Origin of the sequence: uncultured Ruegeria sp. (assembly GCF_947489545.1) — a bacterium.
Classification (GTDB): Bacteria; Pseudomonadota; Alphaproteobacteria; order Rhodobacterales; family Rhodobacteraceae; genus Ruegeria.
The window spans coordinates 1-22,533 of record NZ_CANLDZ010000019.1; the positions used below are offsets into that span (position 1 = coordinate 1).

Genomic DNA, 22,533 nt, shown 5'->3' on the forward strand with positions numbered 1-22,533 from the left:
GTCTTGCCGTGGTCAACGTGGCCAATCGTTCCAATGTTGACGTGCGGCTTATTACGCTCAAACTTTTCCTTTGCCATTCCTCAGGCGCCCTTTTGCGATTTGGGGGACCCGTGGTCCCGTAAGTTACATCTGCGCGCGCGAGATATTTGGTTCACAGGGGAAAATCAAGCACATCTGAGTGAAAAGCCGCGGCTCGCGCCGGATTTTGCGTGACCTCGGCAGGATCCAGCGGCTGGATCGGGTCCGGGCGCTTGTCAAACCAGCCATTTTCCAGATGTTCTTCGGCCAACCACTCTTCGACCCGGTCTGCAACCTTCAGCGCCAGACCACTCATCTGTTCTTCTTTGGTCCGTTCATTCCCGGACCCTTTTAAGGCGCTGCCGCCGGTGGTGTCTTCCAGAACCTGAAATTGTTTACCCTTGGCCAGAAACTCTTTCTTGTTCACATCGTAGACGTTCACCAGAACGATGGCGGTGCTTTTGGGATTGTAAATTATCGGTATTCCAGGCGGCGCCAGCATGTATCCTTCAAGGCTGATACCGATGTCATAATCCTGCGCCCCTTCATAGCGGCCCATGCGAATATCCACCGCATTTTGGATGGCGTTTTCCCACTCTTTGGGTGTCGCATCGCGAGACACAGGTCCCTGTTTTGCTTTCTCGGCGAAGGCGTAGTTCACGCGGAGTTTGAATTCACCCAGCGATTCAGGTTCTTCATAAACCTGCGTCTGGGTACATGCGCCCATCAGGGCCAATCCGGTAATCAGAGTCAGAATGCGTAACATTTTCTCTTCTCGATAGGCCTGTTTTTATTGGGTGTAGCCCACTGATACGGTTTGTGCCAAGCCGTATCGGCGGAAATACACGTCTTCTGAAACACGATCAGGTGAATTTATAGTCTCGCGGGAACCCATACGGTGCCTTTTTCCCGACACTTGCACGTTTGGCCAGCCATGGGCTCAAGTCCGCTTCGTGCCGCGTTTTGTCTCCGCCCATGGACCATCTCAGGCCGTCTTCCCAGCTAAAGGTTGTCAGGTCAGACAGGCCGCCATCCAATTCCAGCGTGCCCTGACGTCCGCGTGCCATATTGTACTTTTGCAAGCGCACGCCTTTGCCACGGGTCATCTCGGGCAGATCCTCGATCGGGAAGACCAGAAACTTTCCGTTCTCCGAAACGACCGCCACATGGTCACCATCGACGGGCTTGCAGATCATGGCTGTTTCACTGTCTTTGACATTCAGCACCTGCTTGCCGTTGCGGGTCTGGGCGAGGACGTCATCCTCGGGCACCATGAACCCGTTGCCCGCATCCGAGGCAACCAGCAGCTTGCGCCCGGGCTTGTGGATCATGATGTCAATGATCTGCGCTTCATTTGGCAGATCGACCATCAGGCGCAGTGGTTCGCCCATACCCCGACCGCCGGGCAGGTTGGCGGCGCTGATAGTGTAGAACCGCCCGTTCGAGGCGAACACAAGCAGGCGGTCCGTCGTTTCGGCATGGAATATGAACCGCGGGCCGTCGCCATCTTTGAACTTCAGCTCGCGGGTCAGGTCTATGTGACCCGTCATGGCACGAATCCAGCCCATCTGAGAACAGACAACTGTGATCGGCTCCCGATCGATCATCGCCTCAAGCGGCACCTCTTCAACCTCGCCCGCTTCGGCAAATCGGGTGCGGCGGGCACCGCCTTCGTAGTCTTTGCCGAAGGTCTTTTTGGTTTCTTTCAATTGCTCGGCGATCTTGGCCCATTGCAGGGTGTCATCGGCCAACAGATCTTCGAGATTGGCCCGTTCTTCCATCAACGCGTCGCGCTCGCGGATCAACTCCATCTCTTCCAGACGACGCAGGCTGCGCAGGCGCATGTTGAGAATCGCGTCGACCTGAACCTCGGACAACTCCCCCTCGCCCAGCGCGGGAGAAACATAGTCGGCCTCGTTGGTGGCACGGACGTGGTCGATACCCCAGTTCTCACGCATCAACGCGTCTTTGGGGTCGTCGTCGTAACGGATGATATCGATCACACGGTCAAGATTCAGGAAGGCGACGATAAAGCCTTCCAACACTTCCAGCCGATGATCGATCTTGGCCATCCGGTGACGGGACCGACGCAGCAATACTTCTTGCCGGTGATCAAGGAAGGCGCGCAGCACCTCTTTCATCGAGCAGACCTTCGGCGTTACGCCGTCGATCAACACGTTCATGTTCAGGCTGAACCGCACCTCTAGATCCGAGTTGCGATAGAGCATGCCCATCAGCACCTCGGGGTCGACGTTCTTGGACCGCGGCTCAATGATCAGGCGAATGTCATCAGCGGATTCGTCGCGGACGTCGGCGAGGATCGGAATTTTCTTGGTCTGGATCAGTTCCGCGATCTTTTCGATCAGCTTGGACTTCTGAACCTGATAAGGGATCTCGGTGACGATGATCTGCCACTGACCACGACCAAGATCTTCGACCTCATACTTACAACGCAGGCGGAACGAGCCGCGCCCGGTGCGATAAGCTTGTGCGATGTTTTCGGGTGGTTCGACGATGATACCGCCAGTCGGGAAATCCGGACCGGGAACATAGTTCAGCAAAGTATCGTCACGGGCATCGGGCACTTTGATCAGATGCAGACAAGCGTCACACAGTTCGGCAATATTGTGCGGCGGGATATTTGTGGCCATGCCAACCGCAATTCCGCTGGAGCCATTGGCCAGCAGGTTCGGGAATTGCGCGGGCAAAACAACCGGCTCGGTCAGCGTACCATCATAGTTGTCACGAAAATCGACGGCATCCTCGTTCAGACCCTCAAGCAAGGCCTCGGCCACGATGGTCATCCGTGCTTCGGTATAGCGCGAGGCCGCCGGATTATCGCCGTCGATATTGCCGAAGTTCCCTTGCCCATCGACCAGTGGGTAGCGAACGTTAAAATCCTGCGCAAGACGTGCCATGGCATCGTAGATCGCCGCGTCCCCGTGCGGGTGATAGTTACCCATCACATCGCCCGAAATTTTGGCTGATTTGCGGAATCCACCTGCCGCGCTGAGTCGCAATTCGCGCATCGCATAGAGGATTCGCCGGTGAACCGGTTTCAGGCCATCCCGTGCATCGGGCAACGCGCGGTGCATAATCGTGGACAGCGCATAGGTCAGATACCGTTCGCCAATTGCTCGGCGCAGCGGTTCAGCCACCTCACCCCCATTGTCGGGGGCCTCCATGTTGGGGTCGTCGATCGTGTCATTCATAGATGATGTGATACGACGCTAGGCCGCCTGGGTAAAGCAAGCAGCGAACATTTTGCTGGGGACAAGTCGCGCTTTTTGCAACAGGGGGAGGCAAGTTCCAGATTTCCCCGGTTTTTCGACTCGGCTATCAAAATATGGTAAGATTTCATCAATTGAATTGCTGCTTTTTTTTGATGTTACGATTGCCTCTGGGGGAGCGACATGACGCGCCTTATACTTGTTACCTTTGCCATGCTTGGCTGGACCTTTTACGTGATGAGCGGTGGTCCCGATTTTGAACCACGCGGAATACGCACAGCCCAACCTGATAGGGTTGCATCGGTGTCCAAAGCGGCTCCGAAAAAAGTCGTTGCAGCGCCTGTTGATGAGTTGGTGACACGGACCGCATTGAAAACGAACGACATAATCCCTCCGCTTCTCGAACCTGAACCTGCTTTAAACGAGACCGAGACCAAGGCTTTGCTCTCACAGGTCGCTGCAGGTTTGAAAGCCAATCCTTCCTTGTTCAACGATGAGAATGTCACTCTGACGCTGGCGTCGTTGGAGGAGGGCGTGAGTGCAATGCAGCAGGTCGCAACGGATGCCGACCCCCAAACGCCTGCATTGCCGGAACTGGTTGAGGTGACGAAAGACATCCGCGAGGTTTCGGGGACACGGGTGAACATGCGCGACGGACCGGGAACAATTTATCCAATCATCGGCAAAGCCAGAATCGGCCAGCAGGTCGAGGTTCTTAGTGAATCGGGCACTGGCTGGTTGCGGCTTCGCGTGTTGCCCGGGCAACAGGTTGGATGGATTTCCGCCTCACTCATCAGAAAAACCGCGAACTAACGTCTGGGTGTCATTGCCCTGCGCCAAACCTCGCCATAGCTTTTGGCAAGGATGACGCTCGGGGAAAACATGCAGAAATCGATTCTAATTACTGGCTGCTCGTCTGGTATCGGTCTTGACGCAGCACACGGCATGCGTGCACGAGGTTGGCGTGTGTTTGCGTCCTGTCGCCAGCAGCGAGATTGTGATCGGTTGCGGGCCCAAGGGTTCGAAAGCCCCAGAATCGACTACACGGACGCCGACAGTATTTCCTCAGGTTTTTCAGAAGTTCTCGCTGCGACGGGGGGGACTTTGGACGCTCTCTTCAACAACGGGGCACATGGATTGCCCGGCGCGGTCGAGGACGTACCAACCGAGGGGCTAAGGTATATTTTTGAATCTAATGTCTTTGGCTGGCACGAACTGACACGTCAGGTCATTCCCGTCATGCGGGCACAGGGCTATGGGCGCATCGTGCAGTGCTCATCGGTTCTGGGGTTGGTGGCCTTTCCCTGGCGAGGTGCCTATGTCGCCACCAAATACGCGATAGAAGGCCTGACCGATACCATGCGGCTGGAACTGCGCGACACCGGCATCAAGGTTGTCCTAATCGAACCTGGTCCGATCACGTCGAAACTTCGGGAAAAGGCAATTCCACTGTTCGAAAAGTTCATCGATTGGGAAAACTCGGCCCTGAAGGCAAAATACGAAACCTCGTTGCTCAATCGTTTATATAAAGACTCGGGTCCGGATAGGTTTGAACTCCCTGCTGCGGCCGTCACCGACAAGCTGGCCCATGCCGTCGAAGCGCGAAATCCTAAATCCCGCTACTACGTAACAACCCCGACCTATATCGCCGGGTATTTACGCCGAATCCTACCCACCAAAGCCATCGACCGCATCCTTTCGGACGTCTGAGACGATTTTACCAGTTCGCTTTTTGACGGCGTGACGCTAGATGAGGCGCAATGTAACAAAAAACGCGGACGGTGACTTGTTATGGACCTATTGATGGTCGTTTTGCTTCTGGCCATGGCAGCGGTTGTTGTCGTGTTGACCATGGGCATCGCGAATTTCGGCAAAAGCGGAATGGAAGCCGCAAAGAAAAGCAACAAGATGATGCGGCTGCGTATCCTCTTTCAATTCATTGCCGTAGTTCTGATCATGCTCTTCGTCTATCTGCGCGGACAAGGGGGCTAGCAAATGGTCGTTCTGAACAAGATTTACACTCGAACCGGCGATGACGGCAAAACAGCCCTGGGTAACGGTGAGCGGGTTGCGAAGTATTCCGGTCGTGTCGCCGGTTACGGCACTGTGGATGAGCTGAACGCCTTTGTCGGCGTGGCGCGTTCCGAAGCAGGCGGAGATGTCGAAGCAGCGCTCTCACTTATACAAAACGACCTGTTCGACCTTGGCGCGGATCTGTGCCGTCCTGACATGGACAAGGATGCAGAGGCTGACTATCCGCCGCTCCGCATCGCTCCGGCACAGATCGACCGGCTGGAATCTGAAATCGACGTCATGAACGAAGTGCTAGAACCACTCCGCAGCTTCATTTTGCCGGGCGGCTCGCGCCTGGCCGCCCATTTGCATGTGTGCCGAACTGTATCACGTCGGGCTGAACGGTTGGTTGTGGAATTGTCTAATATGGAGCCGGTCAATCCAGTGGCGGTCAAATACCTCAACCGCCTGAGTGACTGGTTCTTTGTGGCCGCACGGTGCGCCAATGAAAACGGGACCGCAGATGTCTTGTGGGTGCCCGGAGCAAACCGCTGACGCAGGTATTGCGCTCAAAGGACATGATTGCCCAATCGATTGAAATGACCCGGTGTCAAAAACCACAAAACGCGACGTCTCAAAGCTATGACGTGACGATTTTGCTCTGTTGTGAACGCTGCAGAAACGCTATTGAGACCGGCGAGAGCATTGGTGGAGTCGCTCCGCGGCTTACCGTTTTTTGAGGAGAAAGCGCTAAAATGAAGGTACTCGTGCCTGTCAAACGCGTGATTGACTATAATGTGAAGGTTCGCGTCAAAGCGGACGGTAGCGGTGTTGATCTCGCCAATGTCAAAATGTCGATGAACCCATTCGACGAGATTGCAGTTGAAGAAGCGATCCGACTGAAAGAAGCGGGCAAGGCCGACGAGGTTGTTGCTGTTTCGATCGGCGTAAAGCAATCGCAGGAAACACTGCGCACGGCGCTGGCCATGGGCGCAGACCGCGCCATTTTGGTGATTGCCGCTGACGACGTCCATCAGGATATCGAGCCGTTGGCCGTTGCAAAAATCCTCGCCAAAGTGGTCGAGGAAGAGCAGCCGGGCATCGTTCTGGCGGGCAAGCAGGCGATCGACAACGACATGAACGCCACCGGTCAGATGCTGTCGGCCCTGCTGGGTTGGTCGCAAGGCACCTTCGCGTCCGAGCTGGACATCGAAGGCGACAGCGCCAAGATTACCCGTGAAGTTGACGGCGGCCTGCAGACCATCAGCGTCAAGATGCCAACCATCGTAACGGTTGACCTGCGTCTGAACGAGCCGCGCTATGCGTCGCTGCCGAACATCATGAAGGCGAAGAAAAAGCCGCTGGATGAGAAAACCGCTGCCGATTACGGCGTCGATGTCACGCCGCGTCTGGAAGTCGTCAAGACCGAAGAACCGCCGGCACGCGCCGCAGGTATCATCGTGGGCTCGGTCGATGAGCTGGTCGGGAAACTCAAAGAAGCGGGGGCTGTGTAATGGCTGTTCTTCTTCTCGCAGAGGTTAACAATGGCGAACTGGCGATGGACGCCACCGCCAAGGCCGTCAACGCTGCACAGGCATTGGGCGATGTGACTGTACTGGCCGCAGGCGGTTCCGCGTCCGCAGCCGGCGAGGCCGCTGCCAAGATCGATGGCGTGTCCAAGGTTCTGGTGGCCGAAGATGCGTCGCTGGGCCACCGCTTGGCGGAATCAACCGCAGCGCTGATCGTAGGTCTGGCTGACGGTTATGAACACATCGTCGCCCCTGCCACCACCGATGCCAAAAACGTCATGCCTCGCGTTGCCGCGTTGCTGGACGTGATGATCGTCTCGGATGCCTCCGGCGTGGTTGACGGCTCGACTTTCGAGCGTCCGATCTATGCGGGCAACGCAATCCAGACCGTGAAGTCAAACGACGCCAAGAAAGTCATCACCATCCGGACCGCAAGCTTTGACGCTGCTGGCGAAGGTGGCTCGGCTGCGGTTGAGACCATCTCGGTTGGCGACAACCCCGGACTTTCCGAATGGGTCGAGGATAAGGTTGCTGAAAGCGACCGCCCCGAACTGACCTCGGCTGGCGTGGTTGTCTCGGGCGGTCGTGGTGTCGGCTCGGAAGATGACTTCAAACTGATCGAAACGCTGGCCGACAAGCTTGGCGCCGCTGTTGGTGCCTCACGCGCGGCGGTCGACTCGGGCTATGCGCCGAACGACTGGCAGGTGGGTCAGACCGGTAAAGTGGTCGCCCCTGACCTGTATGTCGCCGTCGGCATCTCGGGCGCAATCCAGCACCTTGCTGGTATGAAGGACTCGAAAGTTATCGTCGCGATCAACAAAGACGAAGAAGCACCGATCTTCCAGGTTGCCGATTTCGGACTGGTTGCAGACCTGTTCCAGGCCGTGCCAGAGCTGACAGAAAAGCTCGGCTAAGCCAAAGCGTCGAACTGAATTTGAAGGGCCCGCCAATTGGCGGGTCTTTTTCAATTCAGATCCAGCAACACTGGCAGCACCGCATCGGCAATCGCCCTATGGGCAGAAGGACCGATCATGTGCGCTGCCATCGGCACTTGCAACGTGCCGAACAGCATATCTTCAAGCTCATCCGACTCTCCTGACACGCAAACAGATCGCTGGACGACACCAGCACATTTAGGTCTGAGTTGATCTATCATTGCGTCCTCCACCGGTATCATTTCTTGTTCGTGCGCGTGATCACGCTGGACCCGCAGGCACAGCAGCGCGACCGGAGGTACGATGCGCCCCAGCAGCGACTGAAGGTTCCGAACCCATCCCGCGCGCAACTCCTGTGCTATTAAATCAAACCGAGCGTCTGATTTTGCGTGCAGCTTGCCTAACAGGTGGCGCACAAAATGGACTTCGGTGAAGTCCTCCTCAGGGTACAGGTCTACCAGATCCTGCATCGGTTCAAGAAATCGATCGTTTCGACGGGAATGAACACGATAAAACCGGTTCGATTGATAAGAAACGCAAGGCGCTTGCAGCACACAAAGCTGAGACCGGTTGATCAGATCCAACAACCCCTGATCCCGCGACATCGCCTCGACCCCGCAAAACAGACTGCCAAAGTTCGCACATGTCTCGCCAAGTCTCGCCTCCAGCACGGCCGGGAACGGGGTTTCCACAAAACGCCCGAAGGTTTCATCCCCGCCCACGCATGCCACATATGGCTTGGCCAGCGCAGACGCCGGACCCCGGAACCAACGCTTTGATCCAGCGTATTGACACACTGCATCTTCGTGCCCGCAAGGACCCGCCTGATGATAGCTCATATCGCTCACCCAAATATTCACCCGATTGCCATATTGCTGTCTCAGGTATTGAGAAATTCCTAATGTGCGCATTTGAAGCAAATTCCGCAGGCCTGATGCCCTTGCCGCCTGCCCCGATCTGCCGATAGTGTCGCCGTAACGCGCAGGGCAAAGGCAGCTGAACATGGAAGTGAAATCGGTCGGAGTGATTGGCGCAGGCCAAATGGGCAACGGGATCGCTCATGTCTTGGCGCTGGCGGAATACGACGTTCTGCTGAACGATGTCAGTCAGGACGCGCTGGACAGCGCCATTGCCACCATCGAGGGCAATCTGGCGCGTCAGGCGTCGCGCGGCAAGATCTCTGACGACGCCATGCAAGCGGCCCTAAAGCGGATCAACACAACGCTAGAGCTGCCACAACTGGGTCAAACCGATCTGGTGATCGAGGCGGCCACCGAACGTGAGGCAATCAAGCAGGCGATATTCGAAGATATCCAGCCGCATCTGTTGCCACATACGATTTTGACGTCGAATACCTCGTCTATTTCAATCACACGCCTTGCCAGCCGCACAGACCGACCCGAGCGTTTCATGGGATTTCATTTCATGAACCCCGTCCCCGTCATGCAACTGGTCGAGCTGATCCGCGGTATTGCGACAGATGAAGAGACGTTTAAAGCCTGCAAAACCGTTGTGGATCGACTTGGCAAAACGGCCGCAAGTGCCGAAGACTTTCCCGCCTTCATCGTGAACCGCATTTTGATGCCGATGATCAACGAAGCGGTCTATACGCTTTATGAAGGCGTCGGAAACGTTCAGTCAATCGATCAATCGATGAAACTCGGCGCAAATCATCCTATGGGGCCACTAGAGCTGGCTGACTTCATTGGCCTGGACACCTGTCTGGCGATCATGAACGTCCTGCACGAAGGTCTGGCGGATACCAAATATCGACCCTGCCCGCTTTTGACCAAATATGTCGAGGCAGGATGGCTTGGACGCAAGACCGAACGAGGGTTCTACGACTATCGCGGCGAGCATCCTGTTCCGACGCGCTAGCATAAAAGAAAAACCATCAGCGCGGTATTTCCATCAAGACGGAGATTCGGGGTTAGGGCTTAAGCGACTTGCCCAGAGACAAAGTGTGCTGCCTGAGCCATGTCATAAAGCCACGAGGATCGCGCTCCAGCAACTCCATGTCGCTGTCCGAAACAGGCTCTCCGATGACCGGTGATTGCGGCTTGTTGCACGAGCGCACGATTTCGTGCAGCAACAGGCCCTGTCTCAGGATGGGGGACACGCGGTTTGCGATCTGATACCAGCGCGAGTTTCTGCCGGGAAAGAAAATCGGAACCACCTGCGCGCCGGATCGTCGGATCATCTTGGCCGTAAAGACATTCCATTCCTGCTCGATCGCCGGGCCAAACCAGTCTTCCGAAGACATCACCACCCCAGACGGGAACAGCGCCACAACGCCCCCCTGTTTCAGGTGTTCCATCGCCTTGCTACGCATTTCCAGCATCTTTGCCTGCGCTTCAGGGTCATGTGGAAACGGGACCGGGATCATGAATGACGTTGCGGCTTCGTCCAGCCCGGTCAGAACCGAACGGGTCAAAATTCGGTAATCGTTGCGAACCTGTCCAATCAGTTCCGCCAGGATCATTCCGTCGACCATCCCATGCGGGTGATTGGCTACAACAACAACAGGTCCTGCCTTCGGGATGCGGGCAATTTGTTCCTGCGGCGTGGTCAGGTCGATGCCCATGATCTTAAGCGCACCGCCCCAGAACCTTTGTCCCCGATAGTATTCGTTCTTCTTCTCGAACTTATTGACCATTCGCAGAATGGTCAGCTTGCCGGTGCACCACTCGATGGCCCGAATGGCTGTTGAAGTCCAGACATCGTCGAACGAGTTCGCATAGGTCAGAGTCCTACGATCGTAGATCTCACCCTGATCTGCGGTCCCATCCACCACCGGGCTTGTCTTGGTCTCGTGCGTTGTTTCCGCCAATTCCTGGTCTTCCCGTTCTTCCTGTCCCAACGGGGCGGCTTAGAACCCCTCTCCGAACTTGTCGCTCACGAGGGTCTCCAGAGCTTCCGCCAATGCCTCAGCATCCGGTCCGGACGTCTCGACGTCAATAGTGGTTCCGCGCGATGCTGCCAACATCAAAAGGCCCATGATGCTGTCGCCGGATGCAGAAAGTCCGCCTTTCGACACCTCAGCATGCGCGTCAAAACCCTCGACCACTTCGACCAACTTGGCCGAGGCACGCGCGTGCAGGCCTTTTTCGTTTACAATTTTCAAGCTTCGGTTGGTCATTTCAGTGAATCCGGTACTAGTCCAATGTCACATTTTGCGCATTGATGTATTTCCGTCCAGCCTCCATCGCCTGTCGAACGGCTTCGGCGACCGGAAGGTGGCGGCTTTTGGCCAATTTGATCAACATTGGCAGGTTTGCACCATAAAGGATTCGACGATCCTGTGGGGCACAGGCCCGCAAGCTGAGGTTCGACGGGCTGCCACCAAAAAGATCGGTTACGATGACGACACCGTCGCCTATATCCACCTGATCGGCCGCGCGGCTGATTTCAGCCTGTTTTTCATCGCGGTCGTGATCTGCTTCGATCGCAATTGCCAAAAGGCCTGGCTGAGGCCCGACCACATGTTGCATGGCGGCCAAATACTCCTGAGCCAGCCCCCCATGCGCTACGATCACAATCCCGATCAACCCGGCCTCACATTCAACGATCGACGTTCCATCTCGCGGTGTCTAACTGCCACCTGCTGCCCCCCTTCTGCAAGAGCTTTCGCAACCGCTTCGGCCATAGCAACAGATCGGTGTTGACCGCCAGTACAACCGAACGCCACTGACAGATGCGCCTTACCTTCCGCACGAAAGGCAGGCAACAAGAGCGTCACCAAATCTACGACACGGTCAAAAAACGGTTCATAGTTTGTATCGGACTGCACATAGTGCGCCACATCCGGGTTTCGACCGTCCGCCGCACGTAATTCGGGACGCCAATACGGATTTGCCAAGAACCGGCAGTCGAAAACCATATCAAGACTGCGTGGAAGGCCGCGTTTATACGAAAAGGATTCAACGGATATCGCCAAATGACGGCCACCCTTTGGAGCAAACCATCGCTCGACCTCGTCCCGCAATTGGTGGACATTCAAGGCTGTGGTGTCGATCAACGTATCCGCAATTTCGCGAATAGGCGTCAGCAGCTCCTTTTCGGTTCGCACGCCGGTTTCCGGACCCGCGTCTTTGGACACAGGGTGCCGCCTGCGGGTTTCCGAGAAGCGACGCAGCAGGACGTCGTCACTGCAATCCAGATACAGCACCGTCAGGTCGTATTGCTTCATGCGACCCAACTTTTCCGCGAGTTCTATGAACCCCACTGTCGAGAAATCACGGTTGCGCGCATCGATCCCCAGCGCCATGGGACGGTCGCTTTCTGCTCCATCCAACAAACGGGACAATAAGCCCATGGGCAGGTTGTCAATTGCCTCGAACCCAAGGTCTTCCAACACGTGAATTGCAGTTGAACGGCCTGCTCCGGATGGGCCGGTCACCAACACGATCTGACTTTGCGATATCATTTACTCGGCCATTCCGGGTCAACGCGTCCCATTTTCAACAATTGGATCAGAGCTGCGGGCAAATTGGGGACACCAGCGCCGCGAAGCAATGGCACAGTTTGCCCCAGTAACTGGATGGTGATCGGCTCTGGCAGGCGCGCATCTTCGGTTTGATCCAGATCGACGACATAGTGAACCGTAGCTGATCCGGCGGAGCTAGCGTGTAAAAGCCCGATTCCGCGCGCTTCAACCAAACCGCTGATGTTCTGCACGGTCATTGCTGTGACCTTTCCCCGCTCCAAACGCAGATCAACCCGGTCGTCTGCAATAAACTCTGCCCCAAAGGCCATCATTTGCAGCGTCAAAGCGGATTTTCCTGTCCCCGGGACCCCGACAACAAGAAGCCCCCGACCTGCAACAGCGACACAGCTTGCATGAACGCGGGCACTGTCCTGGTTCATCGCGTCTGACAAGCTACTGGTTTTCATGAGCTTAGACTGGCAACCCCACCACAAAGCGAGCACCCAGCGGATCCGAAGTGATATCAGCCTCGGTCGGTCGGATGTTTTCGGCCCAGATCACACCTCCATGAGCCTCGACAATCTGTTTCGAAATCGCCAGTCCCAGCCCCGAGTTGTTTCCGAAATGCTCTTCCGGCCGTTCCGAGTAGAACCGCTTGAACACTTTGGTCAAAGCCTGTTCGGGGATACCAGGGCCGGTATCTTCAACCACGACCAGAACACGGTTGTCGCGCTGGCGCACCCAAACCCGGATGGCATCGCTTTCCTCGCAGAAGGAAATCGCATTGGTGATCAGATTGACAAAGACCTGAGCCAAACGCGCTTCAAGCCCTTGAACAACAATCGGCTCGGACGGCAGGTCAGTGATATAGTCAATTCCCTGGGACCGGGCATCCTCGCCCAGATACTGACCGATGTTGCCAAGCAGTTTGAGTAGGTCAAAGGGTTGTTCTTCTTCCTTGACCAACTCGGCATCCAGACGCGACGCGTTAGAGATATCACTCACCAGTCGATCCAGCCGACGCACATCATGTTCAATCACGCCCAGCAGCTTTTCACGCTGATCGTCGCGCTTGACCATACGCATGGTGCCGACGGCAGATTGCAGGCTCGCAAGCGGGTTCTTGATTTCATGCGCCACATCAGCTGCAAACTGCTCATTTGCATCAATGCGATTGTAAAGCGCGGTCACCATGCCACGCAGAGCGCGGCTGAGGCGGCCAATTTCATCGGGCCTACCACTAAGATCCGGGATCCGGATACGGCCCGGATTAACACCGGTACCTCGGTCTTTGCCCATCTCGGCAGCAGAGGCCAGATCTGCCAAAGGGTTGGCGATCGTCGAGGCAAGAACCAGGCTGAGGCCGACGGACACAAGCAAGGCGACAACAAACATCTGCAGAATGCGTTCTTGTTCCCGCCGGGCCAGTGCATCGATCTCTCCAGCAGGGCCGGAAATGGCGACGGCACCCGCAGGAATACCTTCGTACAGGATGGGGGCGGCGGCAACGATCACCGTATCGCCCGCATCGTCCTGCACAGCCTGCACCTGATTTTGGCCCAACAATGCCTGAGGGACTATGGTCTGAACACGTTGTGCCAGGGTTGGTGCCTCTCCGGTCGAAGACCAGTTGAAAATCTGTGATATCCCAGTCCAGACAGCGTTCAACCCATCGCTGATTACGGTACTACCAGTTTGCACGTCAGAATCTGAGCGCAGCAGAACCGGCATTTCTGATGCCGGCGGCGCGCCACGCGTCCAGCCAATCAGGGTACCATCGGCATCATAGACGAAGACTTCGCCGCCTTCGGGCAAGCTCAGGCCAGCAAGGGTGTCCTTGACATCCAAATCTCCGGCATTTTGTTGACTTTGAAGCGCGCCCTGACGCATCTGAGTTTCAAAAACGTTGCTGACCAGCTGCGCATCACCGATCAAGTTGCGCGCCGTTTGCTGGACTTGTTCCTTTCGGGAATCGTCCAGATACAGCAACCCCGTCACCAGGATTACGAGAGCAATCAGGTTAAAGGTGATAATTTTGCGAGCCAAGGGAGAGCCGCGCAGGGAAAACAAGTTCCTGCGAGATCGTTTCTCACGAAGCTCTGCCGACTCGGGGTCTTGCGGGATAACCCAGTCATCCCCCAGAACGACGTCACCGTCGCGTGGTTCTCTGGCTTGTTCGGTGTCGCGCACGGGACCCCATTACCTCTTGCAGGCGGCCGCGCCTATTCTTCGTTGTATCTGTACCCGATGCCGTACAGAGTTTCGATCGCCGAAAACTCTGAGTCAGCAGCGCGCATCTTCTTGCGCAGGCGTTTGATGTGGCTGTCGATAGTACGGTCATCCACATAGACCTGATCATCATACGCGACATCCATCAATTGGTCACGGCTTTTGACAAAGCCCGGACGCTGCGCAAGCGCTTGCAGCAAAAGGAACTCGGTGACGGTCAAAGACACATCTGCGCCTTTCCAGCTGACCGCATGACGCAGTGGGTCCATCCGCAGTTCGCCGCGCTCCATCACCTTGGTATCGCCGGTCGTGGCCACCGCGGCATCTCCGCTTGTGGCTTCCTGCCGACGAAGAAGGGCGCGAATGCGCTCGACCAACAGACGTTGTGAGAACGGCTTTTTCACATAGTCATCCGCGCCCATGCGTAGACCCAGAACCTCGTCGATCTCATCATCTTTCGAGGTCAGAAAGATCACTGGCATCTGCGTTTTCTGACGCAGACGCTGCAACAGGTCCATACCATCCATGCGCGGCATTTTGATATCGAGAACGGCCATGTCCGGCAGCTTCTTGTTGAACGCATCCAACGCCGCTTGTCCGTCATTATACGTTTCGACCTCGAAACCTTCGGCTTCAAGCGTCATGGAAACGGACGTCAGAATGTTTCTATCGTCGTCCACCAGTGCAATCTTTGACATCGGGTTCGCCCCTATTCCTGCTCACTCACGCAATAATTCGACTATTTGTAAGGTATTGTTGGCGATTTTGCGCCAGCGAATCAATCCGTAACTGCGAATCGTGCCTTTGTTGCGGCAGGGATGCGGCAAAATTGCCTTGCTTCCCGCAAAAATACGCCCGGTTCTCCGGCAGGAAATTCTTGATGGCGCTAAACCTGTACTTGGTTGCGCTAACTGCGCCAAACCGTCCTGTTCATGCCCCAAAAGACCGTGATAAGACGCGCCTATCCGCCGGTTTTCCCCGGCAAACTGCCCCAAGAGCGCAGTCGGCCCAAATCGCCGCCGCGCCGCCACAGGAGAAGAAACGCATGACATCTGGACGGGTTAACCCGCAATTCCGCCTCGAGGATCAGGGCATCGAGGGTCTGGGCAATGTCTATTACAACTTCATGGAACCGGCGCTAATCGAACAAGCTCTGAAGCGCGGCGAGGGGACGCTCGGCAATGGCGGAGCTTTTCTGGTTTCGACCGGCAAATTCACTGGTCGATCCCCCAAAGACAAGCATGTGGTCAAAACCGACAGCGTTGCAGACAGCATCTGGTGGGAAAACAACGCCGCGATGACCCCGGAAGGGTTCGACGCGCTCTATGTCGACATGGTCGAGCATATGAAGGGTCGTGACTATTTTGTGCAGGATCTCGTTGGCGGGGCCGATCCGGCTTATTCAATAAACGTGCGGATGGTCACAGAACTGGCCTGGCACAATCTGTTTATTCGTCACCTGCTACGCCGCCCGGATCGCGAAGATCTGGACGATTTCACAGCAGATTTCACCGTCATCAACTGCCCAAGCTTTCAGGCCGACCCAAAAAAGCATGGTTGCCGCAGCGAAACGGTGATTGCGATGAACTTCGATCGCAAGTTGATCCTGATTGGCGGAACCGAATATGCGGGCGAGAACAAGAAATCCGTATTCACCCTGCTGAACTACATGCTGCCCGAAAAAGGCGTGATGCCGATGCATTGCTCAGCCAATCACGCGGTTGGCAACCCGGTCGATACGGCCGTGTTCTTTGGCCTGTCCGGCACAGGCAAGACCACACTCTCTGCCGACCCCGCGCGCACTTTGATTGGGGATGACGAACATGGCTGGTCGGATCGCGGTACGTTCAACTTTGAAGGTGGCTGCTATGCCAAGACCATCAACCTGAATGCCGAGGCAGAGCCTGAGATCTACGCGACCACATCCAAATTCGGTACAGTAATCGAAAACATGGTGTTCGATCCCGAAACCAAGGAATTGGATTTCGATGACGACTCGCTGACCGCTAACATGCGTTGTGCGTATCCGCTGGAGTACATCTCGAACGCCTCCGGCAGTGCATTGGGTGGTCATCCCAAGAACATCATCATGCTGACCTGCGACGCTTTTGGTGTATTGCCTCCGATTGCGCGGCTGACCCCGGCGCAGGCGATGTATCACTTCCTGTCCGGCTTTACTTCGAAGGTCGCGGGCACCGAGCGTGGTGTGACAGAACCGCAGCCAACCTTCTCAACCTGCTTTGGCGCGCCCTTCATGCCGCGCCGCCCCGAAGCCTACGGTAACCTGCTGCGCGACAAAATCGCTCAGCACGGCGCGACCTGTTGGCTGGTCAATACCGGTTGGACTGGTGGTGCCTATGGTGTTGGCAGCCGGATGCCCATCAAAGCGACCCGCGCTTTGCTGACTGCCGCGCTGGAGGGATCGCTGCGCGATGCCGAATTCCGTAAGGATGCGAATTTTGGATTTGACGTTCCTGTTTCGGTTCCCGGTGTCCCCGAAGTTCTGCTGGACCCACGCCGCACCTGGGATGATCAGGCCGCGTTCGACAAACAAGCCGAGAAGCTGGTTCAGATGTTTGCGGAGAATTTCGAACAATATGTCCCGTTTATTGACGAGGACATCAAAGCCGTCGCAATCGGTTAGAACAAAAAAGGGGCGTCAGCGCCCCTTTTTCGCTGCTGCGCGCGCCGAGCTCATACACTCTTCTTAAAGTTGTTTGATCGCATCTGGGTGTACAAATTCGTTGTCGTGAACGATCCCTTCAGGTATTTCTTTTAGTCATTGCAACTAAAAAGCCCGGCGCAATTGCACCGGGCCAAAACTGAAAATACCTTTGGGCAGCTCATGCGCATTCACTCACAACGGCGGTTTGAGCAACCTAATCAGAAGACTAGTCTAATAGGATGGGGATAAGTGTCAATATGAGATTAGCTGAGCATTTGCCGGTTCAGCACGTTTCAAATGATCGCAGGGGTGCGATGCAAGACACTAAAAACAACGGTTATGTACATGTCAGAAATCTCGAAACTCACAGAACTACGTAAACTGATGCAGAGCATGGAGCGTACGCTCGGCCTGGAAAAACTCTCTCCGGTTGAGCGTGATATTTATTACGCAGCGGAAGAACTGTCGAAAGCTGACCAGGAAGTGCGCACGTTTGGTCTGATCGAACACACACTGGTCCAAAGCGTCTCACGGCCGACTTTCTTTCGCGCTTTGAAATCGCTGGTCGAGCAGGGGTATCTGTCTCAAAGCGGCAGCGCGAACCGGGGGCGCTACGTCGTAAATGCCCCCCAGTGATGTTGTGCCCCGGCGCAACGGCGGCTGATCCCCGTGCGCAAGTGGGCCTCTGAAACCTTTTTCGCGTCGTTGGCGTATGTTGTCGTGTCGATCCTCACGTTCGAGGTTCTGATGCCGCTTCAGAACGTCTTCTTTCCCGAATATCCAAGCCGCGCCAGCCTGCTGTTTCTGCCTCACGGCGTCAGGGTGCTGACGGCATGGCTATTGGGATGGCGAGCAATCTTCGCACTATTGCCCGGGGTATTCTTGGTGTTTGCGTATCTGGGCGGATCAGATGTCTTTCTACCAAGTCGCCTGATGGCAATTGCTATTGCTGTCACAACAGCTCCGACCATTTTTTATCTGCTGAAATGGATCGGATGGGACTTGTTTCCACGCTCGGACCGGCAGCCATGTTGGTCCTGCATTATGGGTGTCGGGGTCATAACGTCGATACTTATGTCAGGACTGACCAATCTGGCGTTTGGCAGCGCGACCGCCGAATACGTCGCCTTTCTGATCGGAGATATCTCAGGGCTGTTCTTCCTGATGCTGGGTGTGTATTTCGCATTCCGCTTTGCAGATCGTCGCGCCTAGCGCGCTATCCCATCAGGCCTCGCCGCAATAGGTTTAGGCCTGCGACAAGCAAAACAATCAACGTGGCCTTCCGAAAAACGGCCTGATCGATCCGATCCTGCAGCCGCAAACCCACCCACATACCTACCAATGCCGGTGCAACAAGTACGGCGGAAAATGGTGCTGTTTCTACACGCAACACCCCAGATCCCAGATGCGCGATCGCCAAAGCGATCGAACCCAACCCATAGATAACGCCCTGCGTACGCATTTGTTCCAATTTGGGGGTGCCCAGGGCCGTCAGGTAAGCAACGGTTGGAGGCCCCCAAACGCCAGACATGCCTCCGACAAAACCTGCCACGGCGCCGATGATCGCTTCGATCCTTGCTGAAGTTCCGCGCAGCGTCAGCTTAAGGCCAAGGACTTGAATCATCGCAAAGATCGAAACCGGGACGCCAATCATCAGCAGAAATGTGGACGCAGGTACCAGTGCAACCAGTTGCGCCCCGCCCAGTAGGAAAACCAGTCCAAAGATCAGAAAGACGCGGAACCGCCGGATCGACGCGTAGGCAGCTTTCGTGCCTTCGCGCAGCGCCTGAAAACCGTTGGTGACCAATGTTGGTAGGATCAATCCTGCCAGAGCCAGTTCCGGAGGCAGAAACATGCTGAGCCCGGATATCATGACCATTGGCATAGCGAACCCTACTATGCCTTTGATCCAACCCGCGGCAAAAGCGACCACCAAAGACAGCGCCAGGTCCAGCGGAGAGAGTATGGAAAACAATGTCATGGCCCCTAGATAGCATTCCGGTGAATTTCTGCAGCGCAAAAACGACTAAGCAATTTTTGAACTTTTTCGCGGCGTAATTCGTATTTTTGTTGCGCTGCACGTGCAGCATGATATGACCAGACGACCCAGAAAAGGACGTGATTCATGGCCCATGACGGACAGGATATGACCCAGATGACGACAGTAGCGATTTTGCCTAATCTGTTGGATTTGACACGGGCCGCCGTGCCTGCGGTCGAAGCCGTGTTCGAACAGGCTCGCAATTCTGTGCGTGACATGGTCACCGCTGATGGCCGTGTGTCTGGCGCGTTGATTGAGGCCAACCAGACAGCCGCGCATGGGCTTGCCTGGCTGGCCACCTACGCTCAATCGCTAACTCAGATGCAACGCTGGGCCGAGGCTTTGGAAGCCGACGGCAAGTTCGGCGAGACTGAGCAATTGCTTCATCAGATAGCGTTTGGTGAGTATTTGCACCAGGTTGCCGGCGGCATTCCGATGAACCAGGGCGAAGTTGTCCGTCTACAGGATCTGGGGCTTGGCTGGGACGCCCTGTCGGGCTTCCAGTGTACCGAGGTACAGACCTTGATGGCGCAGGCCAACTCTCAGGCTGCACGCACCCGTTTGGTCGAACTGATGCAGGACCAATCCGGTGCCACCATGTTCGGCGCGTCCGGTTTGGATGAAGAACTTGAGATGATCCGCGATCAGTTCCGGCGCTATGCCATTGAAAAGGTTGAACCCTATGCACATGATTGGCACCTGAAAGACGAGTTGATCCCGATTGAAGTCATCGAAGAACTGGCCGAGATGGGTGTGTTCGGTCTGACCATCCCTGAAGAATTCGGCGGCTTTGGCCTGTCCAAAGCCTCGATGTGTGTTGTGTCCGAAGAACTGTCGCGCGGCTACATCGGCGTAGGTTCGCTGGGCACCCGGTCCGAGATCGCAGCGGAACTGATCATTGCGGGCGGCACAGACGAACAAAAGGAAAGCTGGCTTCCGAAGCTGGCCAGCGCGGAAATCCTGCCCACAGCAGTGTTTACCGAACCCAATACGGGATCTGACCTTGGCAGCTTGCGCACTCGAGCGGTCAAGGACGAGAATGGCGATTACCAGATCACCGGCAACAAGACCTGGATCACCCATGCCGCCCGCACCCACGTAATGACGCTGCTGGCGCGGACCAATCCGGACAGCGCGGACCATCGTGGATTATCGATGTTTCTTGCCGAAAAGACGCCCGGAAGCAACGAAGACCCCTTCCCGACCCCCGGCATGACCGGTGGTGAAATCGAAGTACTGGGCTATCGCGGCATGAAGGAATACGAGCTGGGTTTTGATGGCTTCAAAGTCAAAGGCGAGAACCTGCTGGGCGGCGAAGAGGGCAAAGGTTTCAAGCAATTGATGGAAACCTTTGAATCCGCCCGCATCCAAACGGCCGCCCGCGCCATTGGCGTGGCGCAAAGCGCGTTGGATATCGCCATGCAATACGCAGAAGACCGCAAGCAGTTTGGTAAGTCGCTGATCAACTTCCCGCGTGTGTCGGGCAAGCTGGCGATGATGGCGGTGGAAATCATGATCGCACGACAGCTGACCTACTTCTCGGCCTGGGAAAAAGATAACGGGCACCGCTGTGACCTTGAGGCCGGGATGGCCAAACTTCTGGGGGCACGCGTCGCATGGGCCGCAGCGGACAATGGGTTGCAGATTCACGGTGGCAATGGATTTGCACTGGAATACAAAATCAGCCGCGTTTTATGTGACGCGCGCATCCTGAACATTTTCGAAGGGGCTGCCGAAATTCAGGCTCAGGTCATCGCACGACGTTTGCTGAGCTGATCTGAAACGGTATCCTTGTTTCCCCGACTGGACCCGGCCACGTGCCGGGTCTTTTTCTTGAATTGTACATGCGCTGAACAGTGCATCTTTCGTGTTGTAAAACTTTTTTCGGGTCGGTTTCGAACTGCTTGCTGCGCAGCTCAGGTTATGCTGAGCCTGCAAAACGTGGGCGTTCAAAGGCGAAGGGCTAAACAAGACGTTACCCGCCCGTAAACGCAACAATCGCGGGTAAACTCCGGTGTCTTACTGACCGATCTCGACCGCATTACCACATTCGGCGATCGCCTCGACCACCACCGGCAGCATCCTATCGGCCACCAGTTTTGACCCCTCGGGCGTCAGATGGGTGTAGTCTACGTATAGCGACTTGTCCTGATGTGCTGGACCCGCGATTTGCGCAACATCTGTGAACGGGATACCTGCTTGTTCGAACAGGGCCGGAAATTCCGGGCGGGAGCGTATCATGATCTCTTCCCGGCCCGGCACATATTTGTCCCGCGTAATCTGGGCAATCTCGCGATCCGCCGGGCTCAGGTGATCGGTATTTTCGAACACGACTTCGGGCTGAAGAAACACGTGGTAACAGAATCCATGGTAGTCGCTGAAGGCGTCCATCAACTTGTAGTTACGTAAAAAGCCGATCTGGGCGGCCTCGGCCACTTCAGCCGGAAAATCCCGTTCCAAAGCAGCGGCGTCTCCTGAGACGTTATAGCGCGGCGCTTCGTAACGATCATAAAGGCCCTGCGTCAGTTTCGAGACCAGTTTGAACGTATAGGAGTACTCGGCTGGTGCCCGTAAGAACGCATATGTCGCAAAGAACGGCTTTCGTTCGTTCAGGGCATCAACCATACGGGCCGATGAATACCCATAGCTCTGGATTGGGTTCTTAACCCCGACATTGTAGAAGTCATTGTGCCCGTCCAGAAACACGATCATGTCCGGCTCGTATTCGTAAAGCGTTTCATAGAAATACAAAACGTGTTGAAAACTGTGATAAGCCGCCACGCCGGCGTTGATCACTTCGATATTTACGCCGGGCATCTCATCCTGCAGCTGTGCCCGCAAATCCTGTTCCAGGAAATGCGAGACCGTTTCCTGATTTGTTAAGGTTGGATGCTCAGGGTACACGCTGCCTTGCGATCCAATCGCATAGGCGGTCGACCCGCCCATAAGGAAAATGCGGTATGTGTCCTGCGGCTTGGGCAGCGCGACGGAAGTATCCCGTCGAAACCCCTGATCCGAGTGAATCCGTTCTCCACCCGTGTCAAAGTCGCGGCGATAATCCGGGTTCAGTTCATGCCCCCGGATCGAGGAATAGAGATGCCGTTCTGCCCGGCCGCCCAGCGCGTTGTCAAAGACATGGACTACAGCGACATAAGACAACAGCTCGATCAGCAGGGCCAAAAAGACCACGTAGATCAGGATCATGAGGGCCTTGACGATAGGTCGGGTCTGGCCAGTTTTGCTCACGTCATCACTCTGCGTTAGGGACAAAACAATCTCCACTCATAAAAAACGCATTTCTGCGTAGATACTAAATATAAGCTACCCCAATTGGGGTAAATCAACTCAGAGAAAAAGCCGGTTGTAATGCCGGTTCACTATGTCGATTTGCGACCTTACGTCAACTATGGGCCGCGTCACGGTTCGTTGTTTCGACCTATGCCTTGA

At 55.7% G+C, this 22,533-nt stretch carries 24 protein-coding genes; 11 read left to right on the plus strand and 13 right to left on the minus strand.

Features of this window, described 5'->3' with window-relative positions; genetic code table 11:
• Positions 1 to 151: 151 nt before the first annotated feature.
• Entirely contained in the window at positions 152 to 784 is a 633-nt protein-coding gene (locus Q1B13_RS20740) for a hypothetical protein (protein ID WP_299083444.1), read from the minus strand.
• Positions 785 to 881: 97 nt separating this feature from the next.
• Positions 882 to 3,230, minus strand: coding sequence for a DNA topoisomerase IV subunit A (gene parC, locus Q1B13_RS20745; protein WP_299083447.1), 2,349 nt, complete (start codon positions 3,228 to 3,230; stop codon positions 882 to 884).
• A 201-nt stretch (positions 3,231 to 3,431) separates the two neighbouring features.
• Between parC and Q1B13_RS20750 the strand changes: the two genes are divergently transcribed.
• From Q1B13_RS20750 to Q1B13_RS20775, 6 genes are all read left to right on the plus strand, one after another.
• Positions 3,432 to 4,061, plus strand: a complete 630-nt coding sequence (locus Q1B13_RS20750; RefSeq protein WP_299083450.1) for an SH3 domain-containing protein — start codon at positions 3,432 to 3,434, stop codon at positions 4,059 to 4,061.
• A 69-nt stretch (positions 4,062 to 4,130) separates the two neighbouring features.
• Entirely contained in the window at positions 4,131 to 4,958 is an 828-nt protein-coding gene (locus Q1B13_RS20755; RefSeq protein ID WP_299083453.1) for an SDR family NAD(P)-dependent oxidoreductase, read from the plus strand.
• Between the two features lie 81 nt (positions 4,959 to 5,039).
• The gene (locus Q1B13_RS20760) at positions 5,040 to 5,240 is read left to right on the plus strand and encodes a twin transmembrane helix small protein (RefSeq protein ID WP_298937060.1); all 201 of its coding nucleotides are present in this window, start codon (positions 5,040 to 5,042) and stop codon (positions 5,238 to 5,240) included.
• A gap of 3 nt (positions 5,241 to 5,243) precedes the next feature.
• On the plus strand, positions 5,244 to 5,816 hold the full coding sequence (locus tag Q1B13_RS20765) for a cob(I)yrinic acid a,c-diamide adenosyltransferase (RefSeq protein ID WP_299083456.1): 573 nt from the start codon (positions 5,244 to 5,246) through the stop codon (positions 5,814 to 5,816).
• 200 nt (positions 5,817 to 6,016) lie between these two features.
• Positions 6,017 to 6,775: an electron transfer flavoprotein subunit beta/FixA family protein gene (locus tag Q1B13_RS20770; RefSeq protein ID WP_298937062.1), complete on the plus strand. Its 759-nt coding sequence runs from the start codon at positions 6,017 to 6,019 to the stop codon at positions 6,773 to 6,775.
• Positions 6,775 to 7,704: an electron transfer flavoprotein subunit alpha/FixB family protein gene (locus Q1B13_RS20775; RefSeq protein ID WP_298937063.1), complete on the plus strand. Its 930-nt coding sequence runs from the start codon at positions 6,775 to 6,777 to the stop codon at positions 7,702 to 7,704. The genes Q1B13_RS20770 and Q1B13_RS20775 overlap by 1 nt, the downstream gene beginning before the upstream one ends.
• 50 nt (positions 7,705 to 7,754) lie before the next feature.
• Here the strand turns inward: Q1B13_RS20775 and Q1B13_RS20780 are convergent, their stop codons facing one another.
• Positions 7,755 to 8,564: a DUF6473 family protein gene (locus tag Q1B13_RS20780; RefSeq protein ID WP_299083459.1), complete on the minus strand. Its 810-nt coding sequence runs from the start codon at positions 8,562 to 8,564 to the stop codon at positions 7,755 to 7,757.
• A gap of 163 nt (positions 8,565 to 8,727) precedes the next feature.
• Between Q1B13_RS20780 and Q1B13_RS20785 the strand changes: the two genes are divergently transcribed.
• Positions 8,728 to 9,603 carry a 3-hydroxybutyryl-CoA dehydrogenase gene (locus tag Q1B13_RS20785; RefSeq protein ID WP_298937065.1) on the plus strand — a complete coding sequence of 292 codons (876 nt, stop codon included), beginning with the start codon at positions 8,728 to 8,730 and terminating at the stop codon, positions 9,601 to 9,603.
• 52 nt (positions 9,604 to 9,655) lie between these two features.
• Here the strand turns inward: Q1B13_RS20785 and Q1B13_RS20790 are convergent, their stop codons facing one another.
• The 8 genes from Q1B13_RS20790 to Q1B13_RS20825 are packed head-to-tail and all read right to left on the minus strand — an operon-like array spanning position 9,656 to position 15,432.
• Positions 9,656 to 10,555, minus strand: a complete 900-nt coding sequence (locus tag Q1B13_RS20790; protein ID WP_299083462.1) for a lysophospholipid acyltransferase family protein — start codon at positions 10,553 to 10,555, stop codon at positions 9,656 to 9,658.
• 39 nt (positions 10,556 to 10,594) lie between these two features.
• Positions 10,595 to 10,864 (minus strand): HPr family phosphocarrier protein, encoded by a 270-nt coding sequence (locus Q1B13_RS20795; protein ID WP_298937067.1) that lies wholly within the window; start codon positions 10,862 to 10,864, stop codon positions 10,595 to 10,597.
• 16 nt (positions 10,865 to 10,880) lie between these two features.
• Positions 10,881 to 11,273, minus strand: coding sequence for a PTS fructose transporter subunit IIA (locus tag Q1B13_RS20800; protein WP_298937068.1), 393 nt, complete (start codon positions 11,271 to 11,273; stop codon positions 10,881 to 10,883).
• Positions 11,270 to 12,151 carry an RNase adapter RapZ gene (gene rapZ / locus Q1B13_RS20805; protein ID WP_298937069.1) on the minus strand — a complete coding sequence of 294 codons (882 nt, stop codon included), beginning with the start codon at positions 12,149 to 12,151 and terminating at the stop codon, positions 11,270 to 11,272. Before rapZ ends, Q1B13_RS20800 begins: the two co-directional genes overlap by 4 nt.
• Positions 12,148 to 12,618, minus strand: a complete 471-nt coding sequence (locus Q1B13_RS20810) for a serine kinase (RefSeq protein ID WP_299083465.1) — start codon at positions 12,616 to 12,618, stop codon at positions 12,148 to 12,150. Before Q1B13_RS20810 ends, rapZ begins: the two co-directional genes overlap by 4 nt.
• Before the next feature lie 4 nt (positions 12,619 to 12,622).
• The gene (locus tag Q1B13_RS20815) at positions 12,623 to 14,341 is read right to left on the minus strand and encodes a sensor histidine kinase (protein WP_299083468.1); all 1,719 of its coding nucleotides are present in this window, start codon (positions 14,339 to 14,341) and stop codon (positions 12,623 to 12,625) included.
• A gap of 32 nt (positions 14,342 to 14,373) precedes the next feature.
• Complete coding sequence (locus tag Q1B13_RS20820; RefSeq protein ID WP_298937072.1) at positions 14,374 to 15,078, minus strand: response regulator transcription factor; 705 nt, start codon at positions 15,076 to 15,078, stop codon at positions 14,374 to 14,376.
• 21 nt (positions 15,079 to 15,099) lie between these two features.
• Complete coding sequence (locus Q1B13_RS20825; protein WP_298937073.1) at positions 15,100 to 15,432, minus strand: hypothetical protein; 333 nt, start codon at positions 15,430 to 15,432, stop codon at positions 15,100 to 15,102.
• Here Q1B13_RS20825 and Q1B13_RS20830 point away from each other — a divergent pair.
• The 3 genes from Q1B13_RS20830 (at position 15,426) to Q1B13_RS20840 (ending at position 18,257) form a co-directional block, all read left to right on the plus strand.
• Positions 15,426 to 17,024, plus strand: a complete 1,599-nt coding sequence (locus Q1B13_RS20830) for a phosphoenolpyruvate carboxykinase (RefSeq protein ID WP_299083474.1) — start codon at positions 15,426 to 15,428, stop codon at positions 17,022 to 17,024. The genes Q1B13_RS20825 and Q1B13_RS20830 overlap by 7 nt on opposite strands.
• Positions 17,025 to 17,438: 414 nt before the next feature.
• Complete coding sequence (locus tag Q1B13_RS20835) at positions 17,439 to 17,681, plus strand: hypothetical protein (protein WP_298937075.1); 243 nt, start codon at positions 17,439 to 17,441, stop codon at positions 17,679 to 17,681.
• Positions 17,682 to 17,714: 33 nt separating this feature from the next.
• Positions 17,715 to 18,257, plus strand: coding sequence for a hypothetical protein (locus tag Q1B13_RS20840; RefSeq protein WP_299083477.1), 543 nt, complete (start codon positions 17,715 to 17,717; stop codon positions 18,255 to 18,257).
• Between the two features lie 4 nt (positions 18,258 to 18,261).
• On the opposite strand, the gene Q1B13_RS20845 is transcribed toward Q1B13_RS20840, so the two are convergent.
• A complete protein-coding gene (locus tag Q1B13_RS20845; protein ID WP_299083480.1) occupies positions 18,262 to 19,026 on the minus strand; it encodes a sulfite exporter TauE/SafE family protein in 765 nt (254 codons plus the stop codon).
• A gap of 144 nt (positions 19,027 to 19,170) precedes the next feature.
• Here Q1B13_RS20845 and Q1B13_RS20850 point away from each other — a divergent pair, with 144 nt between their 5' ends.
• The gene (locus Q1B13_RS20850; protein ID WP_299083483.1) at positions 19,171 to 20,862 is read left to right on the plus strand and encodes an acyl-CoA dehydrogenase family protein; all 1,692 of its coding nucleotides are present in this window, start codon (positions 19,171 to 19,173) and stop codon (positions 20,860 to 20,862) included.
• A 243-nt stretch (positions 20,863 to 21,105) separates the two neighbouring features.
• Here Q1B13_RS20850 and Q1B13_RS20855 read toward each other — a convergent pair whose 3' ends face one another.
• Entirely contained in the window at positions 21,106 to 22,332 is a 1,227-nt protein-coding gene (locus Q1B13_RS20855) for a hypothetical protein (protein WP_298937079.1), read from the minus strand.
• Positions 22,333 to 22,533 lie beyond the last annotated feature (201 nt).

Bases quoted from the DNA above. Each gene is read 5' to 3' on its own strand.
- Q1B13_RS20775 (WP_298937063.1), top strand. From the start codon at position 6,775: ATGGCTGTTCTTCTTCTCGCAGAGGTTAACAATGGCGAACTGGCGATG.
- Q1B13_RS20750 (WP_299083450.1), top strand. From the start codon at position 3,432: ATGACGCGCCTTATACTTGTTACCTTTGCCATGCTTGGCTGGACCTTT.
- Q1B13_RS20765 (WP_299083456.1), top strand. From the start codon at position 5,244: ATGGTCGTTCTGAACAAGATTTACACTCGAACCGGCGATGACGGCAAA.
- Q1B13_RS20850 (WP_299083483.1), top strand. From the start codon at position 19,171: ATGGCCCATGACGGACAGGATATGACCCAGATGACGACAGTAGCGATT.
- Q1B13_RS20830 (WP_299083474.1), top strand. From the start codon at position 15,426: ATGACATCTGGACGGGTTAACCCGCAATTCCGCCTCGAGGATCAGGGC.
- Q1B13_RS20780 (WP_299083459.1), bottom strand. From the start codon at position 8,564: ATGAGCTATCATCAGGCGGGTCCTTGCGGGCACGAAGATGCAGTGTGT.
- parC (WP_299083447.1), bottom strand. From the start codon at position 3,230: ATGAATGACACGATCGACGACCCCAACATGGAGGCCCCCGACAATGGG.
- Q1B13_RS20740 (WP_299083444.1), bottom strand. From the start codon at position 784: ATGTTACGCATTCTGACTCTGATTACCGGATTGGCCCTGATGGGCGCA.
- rapZ (WP_298937069.1), bottom strand. From the start codon at position 12,151: ATGATATCGCAAAGTCAGATCGTGTTGGTGACCGGCCCATCCGGAGCA.
- Q1B13_RS20755 (WP_299083453.1), top strand. From the start codon at position 4,131: ATGCAGAAATCGATTCTAATTACTGGCTGCTCGTCTGGTATCGGTCTT.
- Q1B13_RS20845 (WP_299083480.1), bottom strand. From the start codon at position 19,026: ATGACATTGTTTTCCATACTCTCTCCGCTGGACCTGGCGCTGTCTTTG.
- Q1B13_RS20820 (WP_298937072.1), bottom strand. From the start codon at position 15,078: ATGTCAAAGATTGCACTGGTGGACGACGATAGAAACATTCTGACGTCC.
- Q1B13_RS20760 (WP_298937060.1), top strand. From the start codon at position 5,040: ATGGACCTATTGATGGTCGTTTTGCTTCTGGCCATGGCAGCGGTTGTT.
- Q1B13_RS20785 (WP_298937065.1), top strand. From the start codon at position 8,728: ATGGAAGTGAAATCGGTCGGAGTGATTGGCGCAGGCCAAATGGGCAAC.
- Q1B13_RS20810 (WP_299083465.1), bottom strand. From the start codon at position 12,618: ATGAAAACCAGTAGCTTGTCAGACGCGATGAACCAGGACAGTGCCCGC.
- Q1B13_RS20770 (WP_298937062.1), top strand. From the start codon at position 6,017: ATGAAGGTACTCGTGCCTGTCAAACGCGTGATTGACTATAATGTGAAG.
- Q1B13_RS20795 (WP_298937067.1), bottom strand. From the start codon at position 10,864: ATGACCAACCGAAGCTTGAAAATTGTAAACGAAAAAGGCCTGCACGCG.
- Q1B13_RS20835 (WP_298937075.1), top strand. From the start codon at position 17,439: ATGGAGCGTACGCTCGGCCTGGAAAAACTCTCTCCGGTTGAGCGTGAT.
- Q1B13_RS20825 (WP_298937073.1), bottom strand. From the start codon at position 15,432: ATGTCATGCGTTTCTTCTCCTGTGGCGGCGCGGCGGCGATTTGGGCCG.